The sequence below is a fragment of the Mesorhizobium sp. M0833 genome (genome assembly GCF_040319905.1).
In the GTDB taxonomy this organism is placed as follows: Bacteria; Pseudomonadota; Alphaproteobacteria; order Rhizobiales; family Rhizobiaceae; genus Mesorhizobium.
Genome location: NZ_JAMYOQ010000061.1, coordinates 1 through 13,387, shown reverse-complemented (window position 1 = coordinate 13,387; position 13,387 = coordinate 1). Strand labels below are relative to the sequence as shown.

General features: G+C 61.2%; 9 protein-coding genes. 3 read left to right on the top strand and 6 right to left on the bottom strand.

Going from position 1 to position 13,387, the window contains the following annotated elements; translation table 11 throughout:
* The first annotated feature begins 581 nt into the window (after window positions 1-581).
* On the top strand, window positions 582-1,607 hold the full coding sequence (locus NKH98_RS32245) for a site-specific integrase (RefSeq protein WP_352904231.1): 1,026 nt from the start codon (window positions 582-584) through the stop codon (window positions 1,605-1,607).
* Here the strand turns inward: NKH98_RS32245 and NKH98_RS32240 are convergent.
* From NKH98_RS32240 to NKH98_RS32225, 4 genes are all read right to left on the bottom strand, one after another.
* Window positions 1,582-3,201, bottom strand: coding sequence for an ABC transporter ATP-binding protein (locus tag NKH98_RS32240; RefSeq protein WP_352904230.1), 1,620 nt, complete (start codon window positions 3,199-3,201; stop codon window positions 1,582-1,584). The genes NKH98_RS32245 and NKH98_RS32240 overlap by 26 nt on opposite strands.
* Window positions 3,202-3,204: 3 nt before the next feature.
* Entirely contained in the window at window positions 3,205-4,323 is a 1,119-nt protein-coding gene (locus tag NKH98_RS32235) for an ABC transporter permease (RefSeq protein ID WP_254819905.1), read from the bottom strand.
* Window positions 4,316-5,239, bottom strand: a complete 924-nt coding sequence (locus tag NKH98_RS32230) for an ABC transporter permease subunit (protein WP_352479493.1) — start codon at window positions 5,237-5,239, stop codon at window positions 4,316-4,318. The genes NKH98_RS32235 and NKH98_RS32230 overlap by 8 nt, the downstream gene beginning before the upstream one ends.
* 162 nt (window positions 5,240-5,401) lie before the next feature.
* Window positions 5,402-6,994 (bottom strand): peptide ABC transporter substrate-binding protein, encoded by a 1,593-nt coding sequence (locus NKH98_RS32225; RefSeq protein ID WP_352479492.1) that lies wholly within the window; start codon window positions 6,992-6,994, stop codon window positions 5,402-5,404.
* A gap of 383 nt (window positions 6,995-7,377) precedes the next feature.
* Here NKH98_RS32225 and NKH98_RS32220 point away from each other — a divergent pair, with 383 nt between their 5' ends.
* Both NKH98_RS32220 and NKH98_RS32215 read left to right on the top strand, forming a co-directional pair.
* The gene (locus NKH98_RS32220; RefSeq protein ID WP_352904229.1) at window positions 7,378-7,857 is read left to right on the top strand and encodes a TadE/TadG family type IV pilus assembly protein; all 480 of its coding nucleotides are present in this window, start codon (window positions 7,378-7,380) and stop codon (window positions 7,855-7,857) included.
* Window positions 7,858-7,935: 78 nt separating this feature from the next.
* Entirely contained in the window at window positions 7,936-9,642 is a 1,707-nt protein-coding gene (locus NKH98_RS32215) for a pilus assembly protein TadG-related protein (protein WP_352904228.1), read from the top strand.
* Window positions 9,643-9,658: 16 nt separating this feature from the next.
* Here NKH98_RS32215 and bglA read toward each other — a convergent pair whose 3' ends face one another.
* Window positions 9,659-11,287 carry a beta-galactosidase BglA gene (gene bglA, locus NKH98_RS32210; protein WP_352904227.1) on the bottom strand — a complete coding sequence of 543 codons (1,629 nt, stop codon included), beginning with the start codon at window positions 11,285-11,287 and terminating at the stop codon, window positions 9,659-9,661.
* A complete protein-coding gene (gene glgX / locus NKH98_RS32205; RefSeq protein WP_352904226.1) occupies window positions 11,277-13,283 on the bottom strand; it encodes a glycogen debranching protein GlgX in 2,007 nt (668 codons plus the stop codon). The genes bglA and glgX overlap by 11 nt, the downstream gene beginning before the upstream one ends.
* Between the last annotated feature and the right edge of the window lie 104 nt (window positions 13,284-13,387).

Below are 13,387 nucleotides of genomic sequence, written 5' to 3'. Positions count from 1 at the left end.
TTAATGGAGAACTGTTACCCTTCTCGTGTCTCAGAATCGGGGTGCACTACACTATGTGTCCGGTACAAATCGTCACCTATGTCTCGGGCCGCTCACATGTCCACTCCGGTCCATCCCGGGAGGGATGGCTCAGGGCTCGTAAGGGCTCTTGCAAGTTGTGCCTGTACATTCGACAAAAAGAGGTTCGGCCGAGGGGCTACGCGGTGCCCGCAGTGGCATCGGATCGCGGCATGTTCGTCACCGAAAAAAGCGGATTTCCAAGGCACCGGAAACCTCCCCCGCTTCGAAATGCCAAGTCGTCCCGTCAAGGTCGGCGTGAGACTTATATCTCAGTTGCAGCCGGAACATGGGATAGCCCGAGCCAGCATTTTGATGCGGCTGTCAGCTACCTCGGGGAATTCACCAAGACTCGTCGTCCGGCGGGAAAGCCAAGCCGGTGCTATTCTGCGCCGCATTTCGCAAGTCTTTGCATCTCACGGCACTATCGCCCATTTTGCTTGTTGCAAAGCCGGTCTTGTTGCCTCTTCTAAATGATCCCCGTCCGCAGGACGAACAAGCTCGTAGCGAAAAAGGGGACCATCGTGACGACCCATCATCATGCCCGCATGGGGGCAGTGTCTAGCGCCGCAGGTATGCTGCCCCCTCAACTCGGGCCTGCCGCCGCCGGCAAATATCAGCCCCCGATCTCCAGGGCCAATGCCCGCCGCCTGACTGTCGGTGACATCCTCGCCGCCTACACCGAAGCACGCCAGGCCAAGATTGCCGGTCGCAAGGAATTTCTCGCCAGGATGCGTTTTCTGAACGAATTCTTCGGCCCCGAACCGGTCGCCAGCATTAATAAAGATCGCTGCCGCGCCTACGTCGAGCACCGTTCGCGCGAGTGCAATCGGGTTGAGCGTGAACGAATCGCCAAGCTCAACGCCGCCGCGATGGAGACCCGCCGTGCGTTACTCCCGGCGTGGCAAGACAAGAACTTTACATCAGGCCCGCGTCGCGATCTTGAGGACCTCCGCTCGGCGATCAACTTTTGGGCCAAGGAATACGGTCTCGATCCGAAGCCGTCCGTCACCTTGCCAGACAAACCAGCAGCGCGCGAGCGCTCGCTGACGCGCGAGGAAGCAGCGGGACTGCTGCGCGCGGCATTGCGGCTGCGCCGGAAGCATGGTCAGTACGCTCATCTCTGCCGGTTCATCATTGTGGGGCTCTACACGGGCTGCCGACATCGTTCAATCCTGGAACTCAATTGGGATGGCGAGGCCGCAGGAGCTTGGCCAGACCTTGGCCGCGGCGTGCTCTATTGCAAAGATCAGCGCGCGAAAAAAAGCAAGAAATGGCGTCCGCCGGCGCAACTGCCGTCCCGGCTGATCGCCCATATGCGCCGCTGGAAGCGCATCGATTGCGACTGCGGGCCGGTCGTCCATGACAGCCTGGGCGAACCGACAAAGCGCATCGGGAGGGCGTTCCGCACCTGCCGCGTGGAAGCCGGGCTCGGCGACGATGTCACCCCGAATGTGCTTCGCTACACCCGCGCCATGTGGCCTGTACTGTGCGACGTCGACATGTGGCGGATCGCCAGCAAGGCTATGCACTCAGACGAAATCGCGTGACATCGATGGCCGCGGCCATCAGTGTCTGTGTGTAGGTTGCCTGCGGATTGCTGAAGATCGCCTCGGCCGGTCCCTCCTCGACGATCTTGCCCTGTTTCATGACGATAATGTAGTCGGCCATGGCGCGCACGACGGCGAGATCGTGGCTGATGAACAGATAGGACAGTTCGTGGTCGGCCTGCAGCTTGCGTAGCAATTCGACGATCTGCTTCTGCACGGAGCGGTCCAGCGCCGAGGTCGGCTCGTCCAGCACCACCACTTTAGGCTTGAGTATCATGGCGCGCGCAATGGCGATGCGCTGCCGCTGACCGCCGGAGAATTCATGCGGATAGCGGTTACGCGTGTTCGGGTCGAGCCCTACTTCGAGCAAGGCGTCGACCGCGCGGAGATCGCGCTGCCTGCCCGACAGATTGGGCTCGTGGACCAGAAGCCCCTCGGTGATTATCTGGCCGACGGTCATGCGTGGCGACAGCGAGCCGAATGGATCCTGGAAGACCAGCTGTAATTCGCGCCGCAGCGGCCGCATCGCCTGGCGGTCGGCGTGGGAAATGTCGCGGTCGCCAAGCCGGATGATGCCGTCGCTGGGCAGGAGCCGCAGCAAGGCGCGGCCGAGCGTCGATTTTCCCGAGCCGGATTCGCCGACGATGCCGATCGTCTGGTTGCGCTTCAGCCGTATCGAAATGCGATCGACGGCGCGCAGCAGCAGCGGCTCGCCGCCAAGAAATCCGCCGCCGATCTTGAAGGTCACCTCGACGTTCCTGCCTTCAAGCAGGACAGGGGCATTCGGCGGCGGCGGCGCCTTGGTGCCGGTCGGTTCGGCGGCAAGCAGCATCTTGGTGTAGGCGTGCTGCGGGTTGGCGAAGATCGCTTCCGCCTCGCCCTCCTCGACCACTTCGCCATAGCGCATCACATAGACCCGATCGGCAAAGCGCCTGACGATGCCGAGATCGTGGGTGATGAAGACGATCGCCATGCCGAGCTTGCGCTGCAATTCGGCGAGCAGCATGAGGATCTGCGCCTGGATGGTGACGTCGAGGGCGGTGGTCGGCTCATCGGCGATCAGTATGTCGGGGTCGTTGGCCAGCGCCATGGCGATCATGACGCGCTGGCGCTGACCGCCCGACAACTCGTGCGGATAAGATTTCATCCGCCGCTCCGGATCGGGAATATGGACCAGCCGCAGCAGCTTGAGCGCCTCCTCGCGCGCCGCGGCGGCGCCAAGTCCGCGATGCTTGCGGATCGGCTCGATCAACTGGTTGCCGATCGAATAGAGCGGGTCTAGCGACGTCATCGGCTCCTGGAAGATCATGCTGATCTTGCGGCCGCGGATCTTGTTGAGCTCGGGCTTGCTCAAGGTCAAAAGATTGCGGCCGCGATAATCGACTGTGCCGGTGGCCTCGCCGTTCGAGGCGAGCAGGCTCATCGCCGCCATCATCGTCTGGCTCTTGCCGGAACCGGATTCGCCGACGACGGCGGCGGTCTCGCCTGATTTGACGTGGATATTGATGCCCTTCACCGCCTCCACCACACCGTCGAGGGTGCGGAAGCGGACCCGAAGGTCCTTGACGCTGAGGATGGTTTCGGAAGCAGCCATCTCTCAACGATCCTTCGGGTCGAGCGCGTCGCGCAGGCCGTCGCCGACGAAATTCAACGCGAACAACGTCGAGACGAGAAAGAATGCCGGGAACAAAAGCAGCCAGTTGGCCGAGCCGATGTTCTGGGCGCCAACCGAGATCAGCACGCCCCAGCTTGTCATCGGCTCCTGGACGCCGAGCCCGAGGAACGACAGGAAGCTTTCCAGGATGATGACCTGCGGCACCAGCAGCGTCATGTAGATCACCACCGGCCCGAGCAAATTGGGGATGACGTGGCGCAGCAAAATGCCACGCTGTCCGACGCCCATCGCCTCCGCCGCCTGGACATATTCCTGTCGGCGGATCGACAGCGCCTGTCCGCGCACGATGCGCGCCATGTCGAGCCACAGCACCGCGCCGACGGCCAGGAACATCAGCACGAAGTTCCTGCCGAAAAACACCACCAGCATGATGACGAAGAAGATGAACGGCAAAGAATAGAGCACATCGACGACACGCATCATCACCTCGTCGACCCTGCCGCCGGCAAGGCCTGCGGTGGCGCCGTAGAGCACGCCGATGACCACGGCCACAATGCCGGCAAGCAATCCGATGGCCAGCGATATGCGCCCGGCCATCAGCGTTCGCGACAGCAGATCGCGGCCGGTGTTGTCGGTGCCGAACAGGAAATATTGCTGCTTGATCGAGGCACTCATCACCATTTCGAGACCATCCGGCGATTTGCTCTCGATCTTTGTGTCATCGAAGGTATCGGAACGATCAAGGTAGCGAATGTTGCGGTCGTCGATCGGCTTGGACGATCTGACGGTAACGAACACACGGCTCCCCTCCTGCCGCCAATCCTTAATGTCGACGCGCATACGCCTGATCGCCTCATCGAGAGCGCCTTCGATCATGTCGGCCTGCGGATAGGCGGAGAAGCTCGGCGGCGTGCGCACATAGTCGGCATAGATGGTGGTATACTGGTGCGGCACGAAATAGGGCCCAAACACACTGATGACGGTGATGAAGGCAAGATAATACAGACTGAACATGGCCGCGCGATTGGCCTTGAGGCGCGCCCAGGCGTCACCCCACAGGGATCGGCCGACGACCGGTGCGGCAACTGCGATATCAGTCATAGCGCACCCTCGGATCGACGACACCATAGAGGACGTCGACGATCAGGTTGAAGACAATGGTGAAGAGCGCGATGACCACCACCGTCCCCATAACCAGAGTGTAGTCGCGGTTGAGCGCGGCAACGACAAAATGGCGGCCGATGCCCGGTATAGAGAAGATGGTCTCGACGATGATCGAGCCGGTGAGAAGGGCTGCAGCTGCCGGACCGGTAAAGGAGACGATCGGCAGGATGGCGCCGCGCAGCGCATGCTTGACGACGACTGACCAGTCGGACAGGCCGAGAGCGCGCGCGGTACGGATGTGATGCGAGTGCAGCGATTCGATCATCGAGCCGCGCATCAGGCGGGCAACGATGGCGATCTGCGGCAGAGCGAGCGTCAGCACCGGGCCGACCTTGTTGATGAGGGCTCCATCGCCCCAGCCACCGATCGGCAGCAGCTTCCACGTCAATCCGAATACAAGCTGAATTACCGGGGCGATGACAAAGGTCGGTATGGTGCTGCCGGCGGTCGCCAGCGCGATCACCGAATAGTCGGCAAGCTTATTCTGGTTGAGCGCCGCAACAGTGCCGAGCACGCTGCCGAGGAGCAGCGCCAGAACGAGTGCCGAAGCGCCGAGTTGGATCGAGATCGGCAGGCCCTCCCTGAACAACTCGCCGACGGTGAAATCCGGCATATTGTAGCTGGGACCGAAATTGCCGCGCAGAAGATTGCCCAGATAGTGGACGTACTGCAACCAGAGCGGATCATTGAGGCCGAACTGGGCTTCGAGATTGGCCCTGATCTCGGGGCTCAGACCCCGCTCCTGGTTGAACGGGCCGCCCGGCGCGACACGTATCAGGAAGAACGCTATGGTCACGATGACGAACAGCGTCGGAATGGCGGTCAGAAGCCGCCGGAATACGTAACGCAGCATCGGTGCCCCGCTTGATCCAGAGCGCGCGTCCAGCTGGACGATTGCGCTCTAGCCTTCAATCTTCGCACCGACATTGCCGAAAATCGATTCCGGTTCCCGGGCCGATGCGATGGCAAACCAGCGCCGCCGCGCATTGAGTTGCGCGGCGGCCCAGCTAAGGGATCAGTCCTTGCTGATGAAGCGGGACGGATGGATGTCCATCACATTGTCGTCGAAGCCATGCAGCTTCGAGGAAACGATATCGTGGTAGCTGTAGTAGAGAAGCGGGATCTCGCCGACGTCGTCGACGAGGATGCGCTCGGCTTCGGCGAGTTTCTTCATACGCTCTTCGGGCTTGCCGCCCGCGGCGGCCGCCTCGTCCATGGCTGCCTCGAATTTCGGACTGTTGTAAACCGAATAGTTGTTGCCACTGGCCTTGCGAGAGATGCCGAGAAAGGTTTCCGGATCCTTGTAGTCGGCGATCCAGGCGGCACGCGCCACGTCATAGTCACCCTTTTGCTCGAGGAAGGAGTAGTGGGTCTTGGTGTCGGTGTTGAGCAGCGTGACCTCGACGCCGAGCGGCTTCAGCTGTTCCTGGATGGCGACAGCGGTGTTCTTGTGGTTCTCCGAAGTGTTGTAGCGGATCTGCATCTTCAGCGGATGCTCGGGCGTATAGCCGAGCTTCTCCAGGATTTTCTTGGCTTCATCTTCGCGGTCGATCTGCGGCATGTCGGCGTATTTTGCCAGTGCCGGCGTGTAGCCCTCGATGCCCGGAGGTACCATCGAATAGCCGGGCAGCATCGAATTCTGCCAGACTTTCTCGGCCAGGAAGTCGCGATCGATCGCCATAGAGATGGCGTTGCGCAGTTCGACATTGTCCCACGGCGCCTTGTCGGTCTTGATCGCATAATAGTAGATGCCGAGATATGGCCCGACGCGGACCTGGTCGCCGAATTTGGCCTTGAGATCGGCGAGCTGTTCGGTCGGCAGGTCACCGTAACTGTCGAGTTCGCCGGCCTCGAAGCGCTTCATCGCAGACGAGCGATCCTCGGTCGGGATGTAGTTGACCACGTCGAACTTGACGCTCGCGGCGTCCCAGAATTTCGGATTCTTGACCAGCTTCAGATGGTCGTTGGGAATCCACTCCGCCGCTGTAAAGGCCCCGTTGGAGACCAGCTTGCCTGCCTTGATCCAGTCGGCGCCAAGCTTTTCGATGGACGCCTTGTTAACCGGATAGGTCGCCTGATGGGTCAGCATCTCCAGGAAGTAAGGCGTTGGCGCCTTGAGCGTGACTTCGAGAGTATTTGCGTCAATCGCCTTGACGCCCATATCCTCCGGCTTGCCCTTCTTGGTGTTGACTTCCTCGGCACCCTTCACGGGATAGAGCATGGAAGCGTATTCGGCAGCGGTGGCCGGATCTTCCAGCCGACGGAACGAATAAACGAAGTCGTCCGCCGTCACCGGGCTGCCATCCGACCAGAGGCCGTCCTTGCGCAGCTTGAAGGTGTAGACAGTGCCGTCGTCGGAGACCGTCCAGCTTTCGGCGGCACCCGGAATGAGGTTCGTCTTCTGGTCATGCATGACGAGGCCCTGGAACAGGTCGCGTATGATATCGGCTTCGTAGACCGTCGAGGTCTTGTGTGGATCGAGCGTCTCCGCTTCGGCGGCGGCTCCGCGGTTGTAGACGGTCTCGGCGAAAGCCGGCGTATAGAACGTACCGGCGGCCAAGGCCATGGTCGTGGCGAGTACCGTCGCCTTCAGCACATGTTTCAACATGGAGTTCTCCCTAATGACGTCGCCCTTCAGCCACGTCTCTAAGCGTTGACGCCCCGAAACCGATTGGCTGGTTCCTTTCGAGCGCGCAGCCGGTTCCCTTTCCGGCAGCTGGTGGCCAAACAGTAACGTGGAGATTTTTTATTTCAACAGTCTCTCGGGGTCACCCAAAGTAAGGCGCCGGGATAGTCGCCTTGCGAACGGCCAATCAATGATCGAACCATGGGCTTGGCTGCGTTTCATCGCCCAGAAAACGCCCGTGCGTGGGAGATAATCTGGCGGATCATTTCAGTTTGCGGGAATGTCTTAATTGGTTCTTAGTCAACCACGGGTTACATATTTGGACGGGTTCGGCACATCCCTCTTAAGTTCCGTGGACAAGGGCAATGGATAAGACAGACAGTAAAGCTGTCTCATTAGCGGCAAAAAACACGTGTCGAAGAAGGACAAATCTACGCAAAATTGGAGATGAGTCCGGAACTTCCGCGATCGAATTTGCCCTGCTTTCACCGGTCTTCATCCTGCTCCTGCTCGGAATGGTTGCATATGGTATCTATTTTGGTGCAAGCAACTCCTTACAGCAGATCGCCGCCGATGCCGCCCGCACTGCGATTGCCGGATTGAACCAAACCGAGCGCCAGGCGCTGGTGGCGAGTTTCGTCAAAAACAATGCCAGTGGATACCCGTTCGTCGATTTCGGCAAGCTGACATATCAGGCGACGGACAGCACGGCCGATGGAAATCAGTTCGTCGTGTCGATCCAGTACGATGCGAGCAACCTGCCGATCTGGAACCTGTTACCGAGCCTTGCGATGCCGCAAACCACGATCTCACGCAGGTCGACCATAAGGATTGGAGGCATTTGAATGTCGCAGTTCTTGCTGAGGGGCATCAGGCGGATCGCTCGCTCGCTGGTTGGCGACGAGAAGGCGAACTTTGCCGTCATGACGGCGCTGATAGCGCCATTCGCCCTGGGGCTTGCGGCCTTCGCCGTCGACGAAGGTTCGATCTACACGGAGCGCAGGGAAGCCCAGGCGATGACGGATCTGGCGGCGATCACCGCGGCGTCGAACATCAACAATATGGAAGCCGCGGCAGTAACCACGCTCAGTGACAACCGAATGCCTGGCATCATTGTTCAAAAGCCAGGTCAGACAATCGTCCCCACGGCTGGGAAAACCGTCGTGTCCGTCACCGGCGGTCGATACTCAGCGGCTTCCTCCGTTGGTGTCGACAAGCGCTTCGAAGCCGGTAAAACGCCGTACAACGCCGTTCGCGTCACTCTGCACAAAATCCCCGCCCGGTATTTCGCCAGTTCGCTCATCCCTACTCCGATTATCGGCACCGAAGCCATTGCCAGCGTGACCCCGCAAGCGATGTTCTCGGTCGGGTCAAGGCTCCTCAGCGTCAATGGCGGCATCCTTAACGCGCTTCTAAGCAAGTTGCTGGGCGGCAACATCTCGCTCAGCGTCATGGACTACAACGCGCTGATCTCGGCCGACGTCAACGTGCTTTCGTTCGTCGATGCCCTTGCCGTACAGTTGCAACTGACAGGTGTCAGCTATTCCGACGTGCTGGCGTCAAAAGCGACGGTAGGCCAGATCGCGACCGCCATGGCCAATGCGTCCGGGTCGGGCAGCGCCAGCAAACTTGTGCTGCAGACGATCGCGTCAAGGGCCACGAACACGGTCAAGATACCCCTCAGTCATCTTATCGATCTTGGCCCGATCGGTAAGCTCGGCCTCGGACAAAAGTCTCCCGGCTTTTCCGTCGACGCAAGCGCGATGGGCATGCTGGGTGCCGCCGCCTCGCTGGCCAATGGCTCAAACCAGGTCCAGGTCGATCTCGGCGCCACTATTCCGGGACTTACCTCCACTACGCTCGCCATCGCCATCGGTGAACCGTTGCAATATTCACCCTGGCTGGCTGTAGGTGAAAAAGGCACCGTGGTGCGCACCGCGCAGACACGAATCAAGCTGGTCACCACAGTCGGCATCGGCAATTCCAATCTCGGCGGCGGCATCAGTCTGCTGTCCGTCAATCTGCCTCTGCATGTCGAAGTCGCCTATGCGGAAGCCAAGCTGACTGACATCAGCTGCCCGACGGGCCGGCCGGATAGCATCAAGGTCTCGATCGCCGCGCAGCCTGGCGTGGCCTCGCTGCACCTTGCCGCCAGCGACGCAGACAACAATCCATCGGCCTTCGCCGATTTCAGCAATCCGCAATCGTTCTCCGACACCACGATTGCCCAGGTAAGCGTGAAGCTTCTGCTGCTAACCCTCAATCTGCTTGATGTGAAGGGTTCTTCATCACTTGCTATCACCAACAACGATCCGACCACATTGACCTTCGACAGCACCGATATCGCCAACAAGACGATAAAAACTGCCGCCACAAAAAACCTGACGCAATCGCTCACGACATCGCTGGTCAGTGGCCTCTCGCTCTCCGTCAATGCACTGGGCCTCGGGCTGGACGTGACGGCCCTGCTCGGAACGGTTAAGCCGGCGGTGGTAACGGTTCTGAACGGCGTGACGGCGCCGGTCGACGCACTGGTCTACAACGTGCTTGCGGCGGTCGGCGTGCATGTCGGCGAGGCCGATGTGCGGGTTGTCGGCGCGACTTGCGGGCGCTCCGTGCTTGTTCAATGAGATGATGAAATAGAGCTCAGCCGATCTGGCCGAAGAAGCAGCCCAGCGGCAGCAGCGACAGAGTTCTTTCCTGCAAGACGCCGGCAGCACCGCCAAGATCTCTCGGCTCAATCGCTTCCAGATCCGGTGGCAATTGCCAGCCGGCCGGCTCGTCGGCGAAATTGAAGACACACAGCAGCTTTTCGTCACCGCCTTCGCGAATGAAAGCAAGGACGTCGCCTTCGGCATCGAGGAACCGGATCGAGCCTCGAACCAGCGCCGGATGCTGCTTGCGCAAGGCCAGCATCGCCCGGTAGCTCGCCAGGACGGAGGTTTGCTCGCCATTCTGGACGTCGACCGCCCGGGCGCGATGGCTTGCCGGGACCGGAAGCCACGGCTTGCCGGTCGAAAAGCCAGCATTGTCGGCGCCAGCCTCCCAGACCATCGGCGTTCGGCACCCATCCCGCCCCTTGATTGCCGGCCAGAAGCGGATGCCGAAGGGATCGCGCAAATCCTCGAACGCCAGTTCGGCCTCCTCCAGCCCGAGTTCTTCGCCCTGGTAAAGGCAGATCGATCCGCGCAAGCAGGAAAGCAGCACGATCGAGAATTTCGCCACCCTGTCCGGATCTCCGCCCGGCCTTGTCCATCGACTGACATGGCGCACGACATCGTGGTTGGAGAACGCCCAGCAAACCCAGCCGTCGAACACCTTACTCTCGAAGGCTTCGACACAGCCACGCACATGCGACGCCGAGAATTGCGGGCCGAGCAGATCGAACGTGTAGGACATTTGGAGCTTGTCGCCACCGCCGGTATAGGCGGCGAGTGTCTGCAAGGAACGAGTTTCGTCGCCAATCTCGCCGACAGCGACGCGGCCTTCATATTCGTCAAGCAAGGCCCGGAAGCGCTTGAGAAACGCAAGGTTTTCCGGCTGGCTCTTGTCGAACAGATGCTCCTGATAGAGATAGGGGCTGGTTGCCGTATTGGTGCCGGCGACGCTTTCCGCCAAAGGCGGGTTGCTGCGCAGCCAGCGGTCGTGGACGTAATAGTTGACCGTATCCAGCCGGAAACCGTCGACGCCGCGTTCGAGCCAGAACCGTACCGTTTCCAGTAAGGCGTCCTGCACCTGCGGATTGTGGAAATTCAGGTCCGGCTGCGAGGCGAGGAAATTGTGCAGGTAATATTGCCTGCGGGTCGCGTCCCATTCCCAGGCCGGGCCGCCGAAGATCGACAGCCAGTTGTTGGGGGCGGTGCCGTCGGGCTTCGCATCCGCCCAGACGTACCAGTCGGCCTTGGGGTTGTCGCGGCTCATGCGGCTTTCGACGAACCATTCGTGCCGATCCGATGAGTGCGACAGGACCTGGTCGATGATCACCTTCAGGCCGAGCCGGTGTGCCTCGGCAACCAGCGCGTCGAAATCCTCTGATGTGCCGAACATCGGATCGACGGCGCAGTAATCCGAAACGTCGTAACCCATATCGGCCATTGGTGACTTGAAGAAAGGCGACAGCCAGACTGCGTCGACACCGAGCGATGCGACATGGGCCAGCCTCGAGGTGATGCCGCTGAGATCGCCGCTGCCGTCGCCTGTCGTGTCCTGGAAGGAGCGCGGGTAGATCTGGTAGATGACGCAGCCGCGCCACCATTCGGCATTGTCAGCCATCATGGCTTCCCCCTGCGCCCGCCCGCGCTGTCCTGCTTTCGATGATGAACATGACCGTTCGCCCAGGCACCGGCCGTGAGATGTCGCCAGTATCCGTTTCGATGGCTGGGCGCCAATGAAAACCCGCCCGTTCCGGCAGCGTGAACACGCAGGCTCGGCGGTCGCCATTGATGACCACCGCAAGGCGACTGTTCTCACCCCTACCGAGAACCATGACCAGCCGGTGCCGCCTGGCATCGTGCCAGGCTGCTTCATCGAGCGGCACGCCGGTTTCCGTCAGCCAGGCGACGTCAGGTATTTGCGAGCCGGCTGGCAGCTCTCCGGTCAGGAACCTGGTGTCCGAAAGCGCCGGCGCGGCACGACGCATCTTGGCGAGCAGAGCCGTGTACCGCTCCAGCGCCCGGTCGCGCCCGGACCAGTCGAGCCAGGTAATGTCATTGTCCTGCGCGTAAGCGTTGTTGTTGCCGCGCTGCGTGCGGCCGAACTCGTCTCCGGCCGTCAGCATGATCGTGCCGCGCGAGGCAAAGAGCGTCGCCAGCAGCGCGCACTGGTCATCGAAACGGGCTGCAACGATTGACTGGTCGTCGGTCTGACCCTCGACGCCATTGTTCCAGGACAGGTTGTCATCGTGACCATCGCGGTTCTGTTCGCCGTTGGCCTCGTTGTGCTTGTGCTCGTAGGCAACGATATCGGCCAGCGTCATGCCGTCATGCGCAGCGATGAAATTGAGGCTTCGGCTCGTTGTCTGGCCTGCTTTGGAAAAGACGTCGGACGAACCGGCAAGTCGCGTCGCCAGCGCACCGATCATGCCGCCGTCGCCGCGCCAGAAGCGGCGGATATCGTCACGGTATCTGTCGTTCCATTCTAGGAAGGGCGGCGGAAAATTGCCGAGCTGATAGCCATCCGGTCCGACATCCCAAGGCTCGGCGATCAGCACCCGGTCGCCAAGAACAGGGTCGTTGCGAATGGCGTTCAGCAGCGGCGCATCGGCGTCGAAAACGCCGTCGCCGCGGCCGAGGATCGGCGCCAGGTCGAAGCGGAATCCGTCGACACCAGCGCGCTGGACAAAGTGGCGAAGCGTGTCGAGGACCATGTCCCGGACGACCGGATGGTCGCAGGCCACCGTATTGCCGGTTCCGGTGTCATTGACCAGAGCGCCGTCGGCCTCGTGCCGGTAGTAGGCGCGGCTGTCGAGGCCGCGCAGCGACAATGTCGGCCCTAGCCGGTCGCTTTCGCCGGTGTGATTGAACACCAGGTCGAGAATGGTGCCGATGCCGGCCTCGCGCAGCGCGGCGACCGTTCCGCGCAACTCGGCCAGACCGCCGGGCGCCAGTAGCGGATCGAGCGCCATGAAGGTCACGGGATTATAACCCCAGGCATTGCGCAGCCCGAGTGGCGGCAAATGCCGTTCGTCGATCGATGCTGTCACCGGCATTAACTCAATGGCTGCGACGCCGAGTTTTCGCAGATGCTCGACAACGAGGGGGTGAGCGAGCGCTGCAATGGTGCCGCGCTGCTTCTCGGGGATGTCCTTATGCAGCTTTGTGAAGGCGCGTACCGGCACTTCGTAGATTAGGCCGCCGGGCCGAAACAGCGGCGGCAAGGCGGGCCAGGGTTCCGGCAAGGCGCCGGCAATCGCCTTCGGCATCAGCGGCGCGGTATCGGCCCCCTCGCCCCGGCGCGCGGCCAGCCGGCCGTCATAGGCATAAGGCCTGTCGATCTCGACGGCGTAGGGATCGGCCAGCAGCTTGTCGGGATCGAACCAAAGGCCCTGCTCCGGCGCGTAGTCGCCATCGGCGCGGAACCCGTATCGGGTGCCGGCGCCGAGACCGGCAACAAAAAGCGCGTGCACGCCCTCGCCTTCCGACTGGAGTTGCAGTCGGTCGATTTCGCGGTTGCCGCGCTGGTCGAAGATCGAGACCCAGATGCGCCGAGCCGACGAGGACCATGCGGCGAAGCGGATGCCTTCTTTGGTGATGGTTGCGCCGAGTTGGCTCATACGGCGTCTCCTTCTCCCCTTGTGGGCCTGTTGCGCAGTAACCGGGGATGTTTGGATGGGGCGGGATCGCAGGGATTTCGCTCGTCTTTGTGAGCTCCGCCCCC